This is a genomic window from Shinella sp. R2-11, assembly GCF_055330205.1.
The window spans coordinates 201,963-217,457 of record NZ_JBVAPC010000002.1 but is presented as its reverse complement, the minus strand read 5'-3'; the positions used below and the strand labels follow the sequence as shown (position 1 = coordinate 217,457).

Below are 15,495 nucleotides of genomic sequence, written 5' to 3'. Positions count from 1 at the left end.
GGGGGCGCATGGCTGACATGCCGCCCCTGCCCTTGCCCTTCCCGCGCCGATGGACAATAGTCCGTGCCGGTAGACGGCTACCGCCGGAAAGCATCCGGTCACGAACGCGGGGACGGCCTCGCTCCCTTGAAACGGAGTAGGCACAATGCCCTGGATCCTTCTTACCCTCGCAGGTCTCTTCGAAATCGGCTGGGCCATCGGTCTCAAATATACCGACGGCTTCACGCGGTTCGTTCCCACCGCTTTGACCGCCGCTTCCATGCTCGTCAGCATCGTGCTGCTCGGCCTTGCCGTGAAGACGCTGCCCATGGGGACGGCCTATGCCATCTGGACCGGCATCGGCACGGTGGGTACGGTCATCCTCGGCATCGTCCTTTTTGCCGAACCGGCAACGGCCATGCGCCTCGGCTGCATCGCCCTCATCATCACCGGCATCCTCGGCCTGAAGTTCGTCGCCTAACCCCGGCGATTGTCGAGCGCCAAGGCGCCCGGCCCCGCCACCGTCAGGTAGAGGAAGACGAAGCAGAAGAGGATCGCGGCATCGCCGCGATTGTTCACCGGGAAGAAGCTCTGCGGCGCATGGGCCATGAAATAGGCGACTGCCGTGAAGCCGCAGAGCACGAAGGCCACCGGCCGGGTAAAGAGCCCCACCAGGATCAGCAGGCCGCCGACCACCTCGAGAACACCGGCAAGGCCGATCAGGTTCATGAGATCGCCGAACGGCTGTTCGGCGGGCGGAAAATTGAAGAACTTCTGCGTGCCGTGCTCGATGAGGAGCAGAGCGGTCATGATGCGAAGCGCGGCCAGCGCCTGCGGCCGCCAGGCGGACAAACGGTCGAACATGCGATGCACTCCCTTCCGTTTCTATAGAGGAATGTTATCGTGCTTCTTCCACGGATTTTCCAGATCTTTGTTCCGCAGCAGCCGCAGCGCCCTGGCGATACGCTTGCGCGTCGAATGCGGCATGATCACCTCGTCGATATAGCCGCGCTCGGCCGCCACGAAGGGCGAGAGGAAGCGATCCTCGTACATCTTCGTATGCGCGGCGATCTTGTCCGGGTCGTCGATGTCCTTGCGGAAGATGATCTCGACCGCCCCTTTCGCGCCCATCACGGCGATCTGCGCCGTCGGCCAGGCATAGTTGATGTCGCCGCGCAGGTGCTTCGACGCCATCACGTCATAGGCGCCGCCATAGGCCTTGCGCGTGATGAGCGTCACCTTCGGCACGGTCGCCTCGGCGAAGGCGAAGAGCAGCTTGGCACCGTGCTTGATGAGGCCGCCATATTCCTGCGCCGTTCCCGGCAGGAAGCCCGGCACGTCGACGAAGGTGACGACCGGGATGTTGAAGCAGTCGCAGAAGCGCACGAAGCGCGCCGCCTTGCGGCTGGCATCCGAATCGAGGACGCCCGCCAGCACCATCGGCTGGTTGGCGATGAAGCCGACCGTCGCGCCCTCGATGCGGCCGAAGCCGCAGACGATGTTCCTGGCGAAGCTCTCCTGGATCTCGAAGAAATCGCCCTCGTCGGCGGTCTTGGCGATCAGTTCCTTGATGTCGTAGGGCTTGTTGGCATTGGCCGGCACGAGCGTGTCGAGCGAATCGTCCACCGCCTCGACCGACTGGAAGCAATCGATCTCCGGCACGGGCGAGGTATTGGACTGCGGCAGGAAATCGATGAGCCGGCGCACCTGAAGCAGCGCATCGACGTCGTTGTCGTAGGCGCCGTCGGCAATCGAGGATTTCGTCGTGTGGACGGAGGCGCCGCCGAGCTCTTCGGCCGTCACCGTCTCGTTCGTCACGGTCTTCACGACGTCGGGACCGGTCACGAACATGTATGACGTGTCGCGCACCATGAAGATGAAGTCGGTCATGGCTGGCGAATAGACATCGCCGCCGGCGCACGGCCCCATGATCACCGAGATCTGCGGGATGACGCCGGAGGCGAGCACGTTGCGCTGGAACACCTCGGCATAGCCGCCGAGCGCGGCGACCCCCTCCTGGATGCGCGCGCCGCCCGCATCGTAGAGGCCGACGATAGGCGCGCGGTTCTTGAGCGCCATGTCCTGGACCTTCATGATCTTCTGGGCATGGGTCTCGGAAAGCGAGCCGCCGAAGACGGTGAAATCCTTGGCGAAGACGAAGACGGTGCGGCCGTTGACCGTGCCCCAGCCGGTGACGACGCCGTCGCCGGCGATCTTGCTCTTCTCCATGCCGAAATCCGTCGAGCGATGCTCGACGAACATGTCGAACTCCTCGAACGAGCCCTCGTCGAGAAAGACCTCGATGCGCTCGCGGGCCGTCAGCTTGCCACGCTTGTGCTGCGCATCGATGCGCACCTTGCCGCCGCCCATGCGGGCGCGCTCGCGCCGGACTTCGAGTTCGTGGAGAATTTCCTTCATGATCCCTCGGTTCCTCCCGTTTGTGACAACGGATTAGCATGCGGAACCGGGGGCTTGAAGGGGATCGCCCTACATAGATGGTCTTAGGGAAGGATCAGCGCGGGATATCGGCAAGCACGGCGGCGGCGACGTCCATCTCCCCGCGCCGCAATTCGCGGCGGCGGAAGGCCTCCTCGTCGGTGCCCCATTGCTCGATCTGCCAGTCCTCGTCGACATGGGCGAGCGACCATACCTGGTCGGCATCGATCACGCCTTCGGCCAGCGCCAGCGCCAGCAGCGCCGAGCCCGTCAGCGTCGTCACCGTGTGCAGGCAGGCGAGCGCCAGCGGGTCGCGCCAGGCGGCAAGCGCATCGGAAAAGGCGGCGATGGCCGGGGCCGGCTGCTCCTGGTGCATGACGCCCTCGACGAGGATGAAGCGCGCACCCCTGGCGTCCGCCGCCCAGCGGAGGATCGGGTCCCAGCCCTCGCGCTGGCGTTCGACGAGGCCGGCCGGCGAATCCGCGCGGTAGCAGAGCATGTCCGTGCCGGCGAAGCGCACGATCTCCTCGAAGACGGCATCGAGATTGTCCGCGACGCCGTCGACGGCCGTGTTGACGAGGCGCGTCACCGGCATCTTCGCGGGATCGATCTCCTCGCCCTGCCCGTCCCATTCGGCGCGCAGGCGCTCGGCGATGGCGGGGGCCGGCACGGCGAGCAGCTTCTTGCCGGGCGTGCGCACGGGGCGGCCGTCGAGGAGGATGCGGTGGCCCTCGTCCGTCCTGTCGGTCGAGACCGCCTTGTAGAACCGCTTCGGCAGCGGCCGCTTCATCTGGATCTGCGCGCGGCGCACCGGATCGGGATCGCTCATCGCCTCGGAAAGGTCGCTCAGGATGTCACGCATCGGAAATCTCCAGCCATTCGAGAAGGTCGGTGGGCGTGCGCAGGATGTGATCGGCGCCGGCCTCGACCAGTTCGGGCACGGAGGCATAGCCCCAGGAAACGCCGATCGCCCTGGCGCCAGCCGCCTTCGCCATCTGCATATCGTAGATCGCATCGCCGATGACAACCGTCCGGGCCGCATCGACGCCCGCCTCGCCGCAGCATTCCGTCACCATGGCGGGGTGCGGCTTGGAGGGGCAGTCGTCCGCCGTGCGCGAGACGAAGAAGGTCCTGTCGAAGCCGTGCGTGGCGCGAATGAGGTCGAGGCCGCGGCGCGACTTGCCGGTGACGGCGCCGAGGAGAAGCGCGTCCTCCCGCTCCAGCCGCGCCATCATCTCGGCGATGCCGGGAAAGAGCGGTTCCTGGAAACCCGCCTCGGCGCGCACGCCGGTAAAGATCGCCTTGTAATGCGCGGTCATCGCCAGCGCCTCGTCATCGACATGCGGCTTGCCCTGCATGCGGGCGATCGCGATGTCGAGCGTCAGGCCGATGATCGCCTTGGTCTCGGCGACGTCTGGCCGGGCATGGCCGAAATCGACGAAGGTGCGCGCCATCACCTCATGGATCAGCTTCACGCTGTCGACCAGCGTGCCGTCGCAATCGAAAAGAACGAGCCGCATCAGTCGTCTTCCCCGTCCGCCGCGCTCTGGTCGAAGCCGAAGAGGTTCCAGGTCTGCACCATGTGCGGCGGCAGCGGCGCGGTGACGCGCAGGCGCCCGCCGGAGGGGTGCGGAATGTCGATGTGGCGGGCATGAAGGTGCAGGCGGTTCTGCACGCCACCCGGGAAGTTCCAGTTGACGTCCGCGTCGAAATATTTGGGGTCGCCGAGGATCGGGTGGCCGATATGGGCGGCATGGACGCGAAGCTGGTGGGTGCGGCCGGTATAGGGCTCCATCTCCAGCCAGGCGAAATTCTGCCCGGCCTGCTCGACGACACGGTAGAAGGAGACGGCGTGGTCCGCGCCGTCCTCGCCGTGCCTGGCGATCCGCATGCGGTCGCCGTCCGGCGTCTGCTCCTTGACGAGCCAGGTGGAGATCTTGTCCTCCCGCTTCTTCGGCACGCCCTTGACCACGGACCAGTAGGTCTTCTTGGTGTCGCGCTCGCGGAAGGCGGCGGTGAGCTTCTGCGCCGCGCCGCGCGTGCGGGCGATGACGAGGACGCCGGACGTGTCGCGGTCGAGGCGGTGCACGAGGCGCGGCTTCTCGCCCTTCTGGCTCGTCCAGGCCTCCAGCATCTTGTCGATATGCCGCGTGACGCCCGAGCCGCCCTGCACGGCGATGCCGGCCGGCTTGTTGAGCACGAAGACCTTGTCGTCCTCATGCAGCAGCATGCGGGCGAGCAGTTCGCCATCGGGGGAATGTTTCAGGTCGCGGCCGGCGATGGGGCCGGCCTTGACGCCCTTGGCGTCGATATCCATCGGCGGGATGCGCACGGTCTGGCCCGGCTGCAGGCGCGTATCGCTCTTGGCGCGGCCGCCATCGACGCGCACCTGGCCGGAGCGCAGCAACTTCTGGAGCGGGCCGAAGCCGAGGCCCGGATAGTGGACCTTGAACCACCGGTCGAGGCGCATGCCCGCCTCGTCGTTGTCCACCTGCTTGTGTTCGATGCCTGCCATCTTCGCCTTCTTTCGTTGCGCCGCTCTTAGCGCAAGAAGGCCCGGAGGGAAACAGCCTAGAAAGCGCGGAAGGTCAGCGTCGTCAGCGAGCGCACGATGCCGGGAATGGAGGCGACGTGGTCGTTGATGAACTTGCCGATGTCCTCCTCGCTGTCGACATAGATCTTCAGGAGGAGGTCATAGTCGCCGCTAGTGGAATAGAGCTCCGAGATGAGTTCCGTAGCGTAAAGCGCGTCCGCAACCTCGTAAGTCTTGCCCGGAGCGCATTGCAATTGCACGAAAATCGGCTTCATCGGTCCTCCCGCGCCATCGGCGGCATCCTTGTCGTCTTGTACCGTGACGGGCGCGCCTGCGCCCGGACCACGCGAGCCGCCCGATTCCGGCGGCATCCTTGCGTCCCTTATGACGGAATTTTCACGGCAAAGGCAAGGCCGCCCGAATTTCGCACAGATCGTTAAAACTCGATGAAAATGCAACCGTGACGTTTTACTTGCCGGAAAGGCGCAACTGTTAAATTCGTTCAATCGACCAACCCCATTGAAACGCCATGACCCAGATCGTGACAGTCTCGCCCACCACCGCCGCTTATGCCTCGCAGGGCATGAAGATGCAGACCCGCACGGGCACGCTCTTCGAGCAGCGCATCCATCACTGGAGCGAGGATGCCAAGGTCCGGGGCGATGCGCGCACGCTCGCGGTGCTCAACGTCATCCATCCGCCGGCGCTTGCGCTTGCCCTCCTCACCGCCCCGCTCAGCACGCCGCAGCTCACGGTCGCCGAGGCGCAGCGCCGCTACGACGAGAACGGCGAGCCGCTGCCAGCCGAAGCGGTCTGATCTCTCCGGAGAACATATCCTCCATCCTCTCAGGCCCCGCCCCGGGGCCTTTTTCTTGCCCGCCGCGGCCTACGACAAAAATTTGCTCGGCAGCGACGCCGCCTCTTGCCAAAGCGCGGGCAAGGTCGTTATCTGGAGCCGACCTCGCTGGGAGAAACCGGCCGCCCCTAAAAAGGCTGGCAGGTGCCGAAGGAGCAACCGCCCCGGAAACTCTCAGGCAAAAGGACCAGCAAGGTGCCGTCGGAACTCTGGAGAGAAGCGCGAGAGCGCTCGCCGAAGGGATAACAATCTCAGGCGAAGGGACAGAGGGGGCTCAGGAGAACGGCGCAGATGCGCCTGGATTTATGAGCCGGCGCCCGAGGCAACAGGGGCGCCTAAGGACTGGAGGGCGCCTTTTGGACGGAATGTCTGAACTCAAGAAAACCCCGCTTCACGCGCTGAACCTTTCGCTCGGCGCCCGCATGGTGCCATTCGCCGGCTACGAGATGCCGGTGCAATATGCGGCCGGCGTGATGAAGGAACACCTGCACACCCGCGCCGCCGCCGGCCTTTTCGACGTGTCCCACATGGGCCAGGTCACGGTGCGCGCCCGCTCCGGCGACAATGCCGATGCCGCCCGGGCGCTCGAAACGCTGGTGCCGGTCGATATCGTCGGCCTCGGCGAAGGCCGCCAGCGCTATGCGCTCTTCACCAATGACGAAGGCGGCATCCTCGACGACCTGATGATCGCCAATCGCGGCGACCACTTCTATGTCGTCGTCAATGCGGCCTGCAAGGATGCGGATTTCGCGCATATGCAGGCGAAGATCGGCGAGGCTTGCGAGCTGACGCTGCATGACGACCGCGCCCTCATCGCCCTGCAGGGCCCGCATGCGGAAGCCGTGCTCGCAGAACTGTGGGCCGATGTTTCCTCGATGCGCTTCATGGACGTGCGCGCCTGCGACCTGCACGATGCCGACTGCATCGTCTCACGCTCGGGCTATACCGGCGAGGACGGTTTCGAGATTTCCATCCCGGCCGAGCTTGCGGAAGCCGTCTGTCGCCGCCTGCTCGACCATCCGGACGTGCTGCCGATCGGCCTCGGCGCCCGCGATTCGCTGCGCCTCGAGGCCGGGCTCTGCCTCTACGGCAACGACATCGACACCGGCACGACGCCGGTGGAAGCCGGGCTCGAATGGGCCATGCAGAAGGTGCGGCGCAAGGGCGGCGAGCGCGAAGGCGGCTTCCCCGGCGCTTCCGTCATCCTCGACCAGCTCGAAAACGGCGCCGACCGCCGCCGTGTCGGCCTGAAGCCTGAAGGCCGGGCGCCCGTGCGCGCCGGCGCGGTGCTGGCGACCGATCCCGAGGGCGCGGACGTCGTCGGCACGGTCACCTCGGGCGGCTTCGGCCCGAATGTCGATGGCCCGGTCGCCATGGGCTACGTCACCAAGTCCGCCGCCGCCGTCGGCACGCAACTTTATGCGGGCGTGCGCGGAAAATTCCTGGCCGTCACCGTAGCGGCCATGCCCTTCGTCAAGAACACCTTCAAGCGCTGATCCCATGATGACGCCTGCCGAGCCATCGCCCCTCACCCCGGCCCTCTCCCCGCAAGCGGGGCGAGGGAAAGGAGACAGCGCGGCAAGCCTCCTTCGCCCCGCCTGCGGGGAGAAGGTGCCGGCAGGCGGATGAGGGGCGGCTCCAACACCGATCACTTTTCCAGAGAGGAACCAACATGCTGAAATTCACCGAAGAACACGAGTGGCTGAAGATCGAAGGCGGCGTTGCGACCGTCGGCATCACGACGCATGCGGCCGAACAGCTCGGCGACCTCGTCTTCGTCGAACTGCCGGAAGTCGGCGCGACCTTCGACAAGGGCGGCGATGCGGCGACCGTCGAGAGCGTCAAGGCGGCCTCCGACGTCTATTGTCCGCTCGACGGCGAGATCGTCGAGATCAACGAGGCCATCACGGCCGATCCCTCCCTCGTCAACAGCGACCCGCAGGGCGCCGGCTGGTTCTTCAAGCTGAAGCTCGCCAACCCCGCCGAGGCGGATGCGCTGATGGATGAAGCCGCCTACAAGGAGCTTGTCGGCTGATGAACCTGCCCAAGGATTTCGCCTTTACCGATTACCAGCCCTACGACTTCGCCAACCGTCGCCATATCGGTCCCTCGCCGAAGGAGATGGAGGCGATGCTGAAGGTGATCGGCTATGACAGCCTCGACGCGCTGATCGACGACACCGTGCCGAAATCGATCCGCCAGACCAAGGCGCTCGAATGGGGCGCGCCGATGACCGAGCGCGAGGCGCTCGACAAGCTGCGCGAGACCGCCAACCGCAACAGGAAGCTCGTCTCGCTGATCGGCCAGGGCTATTACGGCACGATCACGCCGCCGGTCATCCAGCGCAATATCCTGGAGAACCCGGCCTGGTACACGGCCTATACACCCTACCAGCCGGAAATCAGCCAGGGGCGCCTCGAAGCGCTCATCAACTACCAGACCATGGTCTGCGACCTGACGGGCCTCGATGTCGCCAATGCCTCGCTGCTCGACGAGGCGACCGCCGCCGCCGAGGCGATGGCCATGGCGCAGCGCGTGGCGAAATCCAAGGCGACCGCCTTCTTCGTCGACGAGAACTGCCACCCGCAGACCATCGCGCTGCTCAAGACCCGCTCCGAGCCGCTCGGCTGGAGCATCGTCGTCGGCGATCCCTTCACCGATCTCGATCCGGTCGACGTCTTCGGCGCGATCTTCCAGTATCCCGGCACCTACGGCCATGTCCGCGACTTCACCGGCCTCATCGCCCGCCTGCACCAGACCGGCGCCATCGCCGTCATCGCCGCCGATCCCCTGGCGCTCGCGCTCCTCAAGTCGCCCGGCGACATGGATGCGGATATCGCCATCGGCTGCACCCAGCGCTTCGGCGTGCCGGTCGGCTATGGCGGCCCGCATGCGGCCTATATGGCCGTCAAGGACGCCTACAAGCGCTCCATGCCCGGCCGGCTCGTCGGCGTCTCCATCGACGCGCGCGGCAATCGCGCCTATCGCCTGTCGCTCCAGACGCGCGAGCAGCACATCCGCCGCGAGAAGGCGACGTCGAACATCTGCACCGCGCAGGTGCTGCTCGCCGTCATGGCCTCGATGTATGCCGTCTTCCACGGTCCGCAGGGCCTGAAGGCGATTGCCCAGAGCGTGCACCAGAAGACCGTGCTTCTTGCCAAGGGCCTCGAAAAGCTCGGCTATACCGTCGAGCCGGAGGTGTTCTTCGACACGATCACCGTCCATGTCGGCAAGCTTCAGGGCATCATCCTGAAGACGGCCGTCGCGGAAGGGGTGAACCTGCGCAAGATCGGCGACGACCGCATCGGCATCAGCCTCGACGAACGCTCGCGGCCGATCACGCTGGAATCCGTCTGGCGCGCCTTCGGCGGCGATTTCGAGGTGTCGGCGTTCGAGCCGGACTACCGCCTGCCGAGCGACCTGCTGCGCACCAGCGAATACCTGACTCATCCGATCTTCCACATGAACCGCGCCGAAAGCGAGATGGTGCGCTACATCCGCCGGCTCTCCGACCGGGACCTCGCGCTCGACCGCGCCATGATCCCGCTCGGCTCCTGCACGATGAAGCTCAACGCCACGGCGGAGATGCTGCCGATCACCTGGCCGGAATTCTCGGAGATCCATCCCTTCGTTCCCGCCGACCAGGCGCTGGGCTACCGGCACCTGATCGAGGACCTGTCGCAAAAGCTCTGCGACATCACCGGCTATGACTCCGTCTCCATGCAGCCGAATTCCGGCGCGCAGGGCGAATATGCCGGCCTGCTGACGATCCGCGCGTATCACCTCGCCAACGGCGATACGCACCGCGACGTCTGCCTGATCCCGACCTCCGCGCACGGCACCAACCCGGCCTCCGCCCAGATGGCCGGCATGCGGGTCGTCGTCGTGAAAGTGTCGGACAACGGCGATATCGACATGGAGGATTTCCGCGCGAAAGCAGAGCAGTATGCGGAAAACCTCTCGTGCTGCATGATCACCTATCCCTCCACGCACGGTGTCTTCGAGGAGAATGTGCGCGAGGTCTGCGAGATCGTGCACAGGCATGGTGGCCAAGTCTATATCGACGGCGCCAACATGAACGCCATGGTGGGCCTTGCCCGCCCCGGCGACATCGGCGGTGACGTTTCGCACCTCAACCTGCACAAGACGTTCTGCATCCCGCATGGCGGCGGCGGTCCCGGCATGGGACCGATCGGCGTCAAGGCGCATCTTGCGCCCTTCCTGCCGGCAAACCCGACAACCGGCGAGGCCGGCGCCGTCTCGGCAGCGCCCTTCGGCTCGGCCTCCATCCTGCCGATCTCCTGGAGCTACTGCCTGATGATGGGCGGCGAAGGGCTAACGCAGGCGACGAAGGTGGCGATCCTCAACGCCAACTACATCGCCGCCCGGCTGAAGGGCGCCTATGACGTGCTCTACAAGTCCGCCAGGGGTCGCGTGGCGCATGAATGCATCATCGACACGCGTCCGCTGGCGGAAAGCGCCGGCGTGACCGTCGACGACGTCGCCAAGCGCCTCATCGACAGCGGCTTCCATGCCCCGACCATGAGCTGGCCGGTCGCCGGCACGCTGATGATCGAGCCGACGGAATCGGAGACCAAGGCCGAGATCGACCGCTTCTGCGAGGCGATGCTGGCGATCCGCGAGGAAGCGCGCGCCATCGAGGAAGGCCGGATGGACCCGGTCAACAACCCGCTGAAGAATGCGCCGCATACGGTGGAAGACCTCGTCGGCGAATGGGATCGTCCCTATTCGCGCGAAGAGGCCTGCTACCCGCCGGGCGCCTTCCGGGTCGACAAGTACTGGTCGCCGGTCAACCGCGTGGACAATGTCTACGGCGACCGCAACCTCGTCTGCTCCTGCCCGCCGCTGGAGGATTACGCGGAAGCGGCCGAGTAAATCCGGGCCTGCCTCAGGCCCACTCGCCTCTCCTTCGTCATGATCGGGCTTGCCCTGGTCATGACCACAGACAAGAAGCAGGCTCGACGTCGAACGAACCCCGGCCGATGGCATCGGCCGGGGTTTTCCATTGCGGGCAGGGATTGGATCAGGGCGCGACGGCGACGTCGACCCAGAAGCGGGTGAAGCCCTCGGCGAACGCGCGATAGCCGCTCAGCGTCGAGGGTTTGACGGCATAGGCGTTCGCGCCGTTCTCGTAGGCGCGGTTCACATCCGCGGTGTTCGACGACGAGGAAAGCATGATGACGGGCGTCACCGCCGTGCGCGGCCGGCCGCGCAGGCGCTTGAGAAGCTCCATGCCGCTGACGCCGGGCATGTTGATGTCGAGCAGGATATAGTCGAAGGCTTCCGCATCGAGCCGGTCGCTGGCGGCCTCGGCATCGGCGGCGTGGGTGATCTCGATCGGGCTTCCGGCATCGCTGAAGGCGCGCATGACGAAGCGCACGTCCACCGGATCGTCGTCGACGACGATCAGCTTCCTAGCCGAACCTCCCACCATCGCTCCCCTTCGATTTCACGGGTTGCGGAAACGTCACGATGAAGCGTGCGCCCGGAGCATAGCTCGTGTCAAGCGCTATGACGCCGTTGTGGCTCTCGACGATCCGCCGCGCCAGCGCAAGCCCGACGCCGGTGCCCTGATAAACCGTCTCGTCGCGGTGAAGTCTTTGGAAAACCTCGAAAATGCGCCCGACATGCTGCGGGTCGATGCCGATCCCGTCATCCTCCACGACAAGGTCGATGCCATCGGGCCGCTGCCTTGCATAGATGCGGACGGACGGCGCCCTGTCGGGGCGGCGGTATTTCAGCGCGTTGCTGATGAGATTCTGCGCAAGGCGCTTCAGGAGCTCGGGATCGCCCATGATCTCCGGCAGCGGCTCGACCTCCACGCGCCCGCCGGTCTCCTCCACATGCCCCTCCAGCAGCGCCAGCGCATCGCCCACCACGCCGGAAAGCGAGACCGGTTTGGGCGTGGCGATGCGGTAGGCGATCTGCGAGAATTCCAGCAGGCTGTCGATGATGCGCCGCATGCGCGCGGTGCTCTTGCGCACATGGTCCGCATAGTTCGGCAGTTCGGCGAATTCGCCGCGCTGCACGTCCTCCGAGATCATCTCGGCGAACATCGAGAGATGGCGCAATGGCGCCTTCAGGTCGTGCGAGACGGTGGCGGTGAACTGGTCGAGCGCCTCGTTCTTGCGGCGCAGCTCGTTCGTCTGCGCCTCCACCCGCTGCTGCTGGCGCTTGGCCTCGGTGATGTCGCGCCCGACGGTCACCACCTCGCTGACGCCGTCCTCGTCGAAGATCGCGACGGCCGTCCACAGCATCCACATCGGCTGGCCTTCATGATCGATGCAGATTTCCAGCGTCTTCACGGGCGCGTCCCGCGTATAGGCGGCGATATCCATCAGCACGGCCGTCTGCTCCGGCGCGCAGGCGACCTCGGGAAGATACCGGCCGATCAGCGCGTCGGTGGTCGAGCCCATATGGGCGGCATATTTGTCGTTGGCGAAGCGGACGGTCAGGTTCCTGTCGAAGCGCAGGATCATGTCGGGCAGGATCTGCAGCAGGGAGAGATACTCGCGCCGCTTCTCCTCCAGCGCCGCCTCGGTGCGCTTCAGCTCCGATATGTCGATGCGCATGGCGACGATATCGCCGGTCTCGGCGACATGGCTTTCGCCGCGGATCCAGCGGTCCCTGCCGAATTCGAAGACGGCACCCCCGCCCCCGGCATCCCGGTGGCTTTCAAGGCGCTCGCGCACCATGGCCTCGGCTTCCGCCGAGCCCTCCGCGACGCCGGGAAACATGCCGGCGCGGATATTGGCGCGCACGATGCTTTCCAGCGTCGCGCCCACGCGCACGGCATCCCGCGCGCCCTCGCAGCGCTCCTTGTAGGAGCGGTTGAACATCACCAGCCGTTCCGCCGGATCGAAGATCGCAAAGCCCTCCGTCATGGTATCGAGCGCGGCGGCGATGCGCTGGCCGAGCAGGACCTGCTCGCCATGGCTGCCGCCGCTCAGGAGGCTGCGCAGGAGGAGCGCGTAGCGCGCCGCATCGCCTGCATCGTCCGGGAGGGGAATGACATGGGCCGTCGCCTCGAACAGCGAGCCGTTCTCATGGCGGAAGGCGAAGGCATGGGCGTTCTCGCGCCCTTCCGCGGCGTGGCGGGCCAGCAGCGCGGCGGGGTTCGCCCCCTCGATGACGGCGCCGGCATCGGGCCTGCGGCCGTCGCGATTCCAGCCGAAGGCCCGGGCCGCGGCCTCGTTATGCGAAACGACGCAGGCCCCGGCATCGACGATCAGGACGGGAAACGGCAGGTTCTCGTAAAGTGCCGCGGCAAAGCCGGTCATCGCTCGCGCCCCTCCTGGCGATCACGCCGGCACGAGCCCCTCATGCCGCGCATCGGAGACTAGGCAAAACCGCCCGCGAAGGGAAGCTGCAAGGATTCGTAGTCCTCCGCCAGCCGCTCAGGCGCGGACGGTCGGCTGGCCGGCGGCGGCAAGCGCCGCGAGGTCGGCGGGCTTCAGCTCGACCGATTCGCCGCAGCCGCAGGCGGATGTCTGGTTCGGGTTGTGGAAGGTGAAGCCCGAGCGCAGGGTCGTCACCTCGAAATCCATCTGCGTGCCGAGAAGATAGAGCACGGCTTCCGGCGCGACCCAGACGCGGGCGCCGTTCAGCTCGATCAGGTCGTCCTTGGCATTGGGCTCGGTCACGAGGTCGATGGAATATTCCATTCCGGCGCAACCGCCCTTCCTGATGCCGACGCGGATGCCCCTGGCATCGCCGCCGGCATTGTCGACGATCGCCTTGACGCGGTTGGCAGCCGCTTCGGTGAGGGTCATGATTGCAAAGGCCATGGGCATTGTCTCCTTCGGCCTGACGGGTTCAAGGCCCGACGGTTTCGAATCCGAATCTAGTGAGGGCGGGTTAGCGGATCAAGTCGTCGCATGTCGGAAGCCCCTCATCCGCCTGCCGGCACCTTCTCCCCGTAAACGGGGAGAAGGAGGTATGCCGCCCTCGTTTCCCCAAACAATAACCGTTTGTAGGGCATGCCCTCTCCCCGCTTGCGGGGAAAGGGTTAGGCTGAGGGGCAGCCCCTTGAAACTCAATACCAGCCGACGGCGACCTGCGCCTCTTCCGACATGCGGTCCGGCGTCCACGGCGGATCGAAGGTCATCCTGACCTCGACGCCGGACACGCCTTCGACAGCGCCGACGGCATTCTCCACCCAGCCCGGCATCTCGCCGGCCACCGGGCAACCGGGCGCGGTCAGCGTCATGTCGATCTTGACCATGCGGTCGTCCTCGATGTCGATCTTGTAGATCAGGCCGAGTTCGAAGATGTCTGCGGGGATTTCCGGGTCGTAGACCGTCTTCAGCGCCGAGATGATGTCGTCGCTGAGGCGCGCCAGCTCGTCTTCCGGGATCGCCGAATGAACGATGCCGTCGCGGACGTCGATCTTGTCTTCCGTTGCATCGAGGGACATGAGCCTACTCCTCAGGCAAAGAACTTGCGGGCGTGGTCGAGCGCGTCGGCCAGGGCATCGACCTCCGCGCGCGTGTTGTAGAGGCCGAACGATGCCCGGCATGTGGAGGTGACGCCGAAGCGTTTCAAGAGCGGCTGGGCGCAATGGGTGCCGGCGCGCACCGCCACCCCTGCCCGGTCGATGACCATCGACACGTCATGGGCATGGATGCCTTCCAGCTCGAAGGAGAAGATCGAGCCCTTGCCGGGCGCCGTGCCGAAGATGCGCAGAGAATTGATCGACGAAAGCCGTTCATGGGCATAGTCGCGCAGGTCCGCCTCATGGGCGGAGATCGCCGCGCGGCCGATCTTTTCCATGTAGTCCAGCGCATAGCCGAGGCCGATCGCCTGCACGATGGGCGGCGTGCCGGCCTCGAAGCGGTGCGGCGGGTCGTTGTAGGTGACGATGTCCTCGGTGACGTCGACGATCATCTCTCCGCCGCCCTGGAAGGGGCGCATCTCGCGGAGGCGATCCATCTTGCCGTAGAGCACGCCGATGCCGGAGGGGCCGTAGAGCTTGTGGCCGGTCATCACGTACCAGTCGCAATCGATGTCGCGCACGTCAACCGGCATGTGCACCGCGCCCTGCGACCCGTCCACCAGCACCGGAATGCCGCGCGCGCGGGCGATGCGGCATATCTCCTTGACCGGCACGATGGTGCCGAGCGCATTCGACATATGCGTGATGGCGATGAGCCTGGTGCGCTCGGTCAGGCACTTCTCGAAGTCTTCGATATGGAACGCGCCGGTCTCGTCGACGGGCGCCCAGACAAGCTTGGCGCCCTGCCGCTCGCGGATGAAATGCCACGGCACGATGTTGGAATGGTGCTCCATGATCGAAAGGACGATCTCGTCGCCCTCGCCGATCTTCGGCATGCCGTATCCGTAGGCGACCGTGTTGATCGCCTCGGTCGAGGACTTCGTGAAGACGATCTCGTCGACCGACGAGGCGTTCAGGAAGCGGCGCACCTTCTCGCGCGCCGCCTCATAGGCGTCCGTTGCGGCATTCGACAGGAAATGAAGGCCGCGGTGCACGTTTGCATATTCGTTGGAATAGGCATGCGAGACCGCGTCGATCACCACCTGCGGCTTCTGCGCCGAGGCGCCGTTGTCGAGATAGACCAGCGGCTTGCCATAGACCGTTTTCGACAGGATGGGGAAATCCTTGCGGATCGCCTCGACGTCGTAGGTCAGTGCGGGTGCGTGTTCCATCTCG

The 15,495-nt window shown here is 65.7% G+C and carries 16 protein-coding genes and 1 riboswitch; of the genes, 5 read left to right on the top strand and 11 right to left on the bottom strand.

Annotation, left to right across the window (positions count from 1 at the left end):
- Nucleotides 1-145: 145 nt before the first annotated feature.
- On the top strand, nucleotides 146-460 hold the full coding sequence (gene sugE / locus ACZ1A1_RS05720; protein WP_463619141.1) for a quaternary ammonium compound efflux SMR transporter SugE: 315 nt from the start codon (nucleotides 146-148) through the stop codon (nucleotides 458-460).
- On the opposite strand, the gene ACZ1A1_RS05715 is transcribed toward sugE, so the two are convergent.
- From ACZ1A1_RS05715 to ACZ1A1_RS05690, 6 genes are all read right to left on the bottom strand, one after another.
- Nucleotides 457-843: a DoxX family protein gene (locus ACZ1A1_RS05715; protein WP_313195039.1), complete on the bottom strand. Its 387-nt coding sequence runs from the start codon at nucleotides 841-843 to the stop codon at nucleotides 457-459. The genes sugE and ACZ1A1_RS05715 overlap by 4 nt on opposite strands.
- Nucleotides 844-864: 21 nt before the next feature.
- Nucleotides 865-2,397 (bottom strand): acyl-CoA carboxylase subunit beta, encoded by a 1,533-nt coding sequence (locus tag ACZ1A1_RS05710; protein WP_463619140.1) that lies wholly within the window; start codon nucleotides 2,395-2,397, stop codon nucleotides 865-867.
- A 94-nt stretch (nucleotides 2,398-2,491) separates the two neighbouring features.
- On the bottom strand, nucleotides 2,492-3,277 hold the full coding sequence (locus ACZ1A1_RS05705; protein WP_463619139.1) for an ATP12 family chaperone protein: 786 nt from the start codon (nucleotides 3,275-3,277) through the stop codon (nucleotides 2,492-2,494).
- On the bottom strand, nucleotides 3,270-3,935 hold the full coding sequence (locus tag ACZ1A1_RS05700; protein WP_463619138.1) for an HAD-IA family hydrolase: 666 nt from the start codon (nucleotides 3,933-3,935) through the stop codon (nucleotides 3,270-3,272). Before ACZ1A1_RS05700 ends, ACZ1A1_RS05705 begins: the two co-directional genes overlap by 8 nt.
- Entirely contained in the window at nucleotides 3,935-4,930 is a 996-nt protein-coding gene (locus tag ACZ1A1_RS05695; RefSeq protein WP_463619136.1) for an RluA family pseudouridine synthase, read from the bottom strand. Before ACZ1A1_RS05695 ends, ACZ1A1_RS05700 begins: the two co-directional genes overlap by 1 nt.
- Before the next feature lie 56 nt (nucleotides 4,931-4,986).
- Complete coding sequence (locus tag ACZ1A1_RS05690) at nucleotides 4,987-5,223, bottom strand: Lrp/AsnC ligand binding domain-containing protein (protein ID WP_024271053.1); 237 nt, start codon at nucleotides 5,221-5,223, stop codon at nucleotides 4,987-4,989.
- 254 nt (nucleotides 5,224-5,477) lie between these two features.
- Between ACZ1A1_RS05690 and ACZ1A1_RS05685 the strand changes: the two genes are divergently transcribed.
- The 4 genes from ACZ1A1_RS05685 (at nucleotide 5,478) to gcvP (ending at nucleotide 10,700) form a co-directional block, all read left to right on the top strand.
- Nucleotides 5,478-5,765 (top strand): hypothetical protein, encoded by a 288-nt coding sequence (locus ACZ1A1_RS05685; RefSeq protein WP_415215066.1) that lies wholly within the window; start codon nucleotides 5,478-5,480, stop codon nucleotides 5,763-5,765.
- A 138-nt stretch (nucleotides 5,766-5,903) separates the two neighbouring features.
- Nucleotides 5,904-6,004, top strand: a riboswitch (glycine riboswitch).
- 165 nt (nucleotides 6,005-6,169) lie between these two features.
- Nucleotides 6,170-7,300, top strand: coding sequence for a glycine cleavage system aminomethyltransferase GcvT (gcvT, locus tag ACZ1A1_RS05680; protein ID WP_463619135.1), 1,131 nt, complete (start codon nucleotides 6,170-6,172; stop codon nucleotides 7,298-7,300).
- 176 nt (nucleotides 7,301-7,476) lie between these two features.
- A complete protein-coding gene (gcvH, locus tag ACZ1A1_RS05675) occupies nucleotides 7,477-7,839 on the top strand; it encodes a glycine cleavage system protein GcvH (protein ID WP_463619134.1) in 363 nt (120 codons plus the stop codon).
- A complete protein-coding gene (gene gcvP, locus ACZ1A1_RS05670; RefSeq protein ID WP_463619133.1) occupies nucleotides 7,839-10,700 on the top strand; it encodes an aminomethyl-transferring glycine dehydrogenase in 2,862 nt (953 codons plus the stop codon). The genes gcvH and gcvP overlap by 1 nt, the downstream gene beginning before the upstream one ends.
- 148 nt (nucleotides 10,701-10,848) lie before the next feature.
- Here gcvP and ACZ1A1_RS05665 read toward each other — a convergent pair whose 3' ends face one another.
- The 5 genes from ACZ1A1_RS05665 to ACZ1A1_RS05645 all read right to left on the bottom strand — a co-directional run bounded on the left by ACZ1A1_RS05665 (nucleotide 10,849) and on the right by ACZ1A1_RS05645 (nucleotide 15,491).
- Nucleotides 10,849-11,259, bottom strand: a complete 411-nt coding sequence (locus tag ACZ1A1_RS05665; protein WP_463619132.1) for a response regulator — start codon at nucleotides 11,257-11,259, stop codon at nucleotides 10,849-10,851.
- Nucleotides 11,240-13,105, bottom strand: a complete 1,866-nt coding sequence (locus ACZ1A1_RS05660) for a sensor histidine kinase (protein WP_463619131.1) — start codon at nucleotides 13,103-13,105, stop codon at nucleotides 11,240-11,242. Before ACZ1A1_RS05660 ends, ACZ1A1_RS05665 begins: the two co-directional genes overlap by 20 nt.
- A gap of 117 nt (nucleotides 13,106-13,222) precedes the next feature.
- Nucleotides 13,223-13,612 (bottom strand): Fe-S cluster assembly scaffold SufA, encoded by a 390-nt coding sequence (gene sufA, locus ACZ1A1_RS05655; protein WP_463619130.1) that lies wholly within the window; start codon nucleotides 13,610-13,612, stop codon nucleotides 13,223-13,225.
- Between the two features lie 248 nt (nucleotides 13,613-13,860).
- Nucleotides 13,861-14,241: an SUF system Fe-S cluster assembly protein gene (locus tag ACZ1A1_RS05650; RefSeq protein WP_313195050.1), complete on the bottom strand. Its 381-nt coding sequence runs from the start codon at nucleotides 14,239-14,241 to the stop codon at nucleotides 13,861-13,863.
- 11 nt (nucleotides 14,242-14,252) lie between these two features.
- On the bottom strand, nucleotides 14,253-15,491 hold the full coding sequence (locus ACZ1A1_RS05645; RefSeq protein ID WP_463619129.1) for a cysteine desulfurase: 1,239 nt from the start codon (nucleotides 15,489-15,491) through the stop codon (nucleotides 14,253-14,255).
- Nucleotides 15,492-15,495 lie beyond the last annotated feature (4 nt).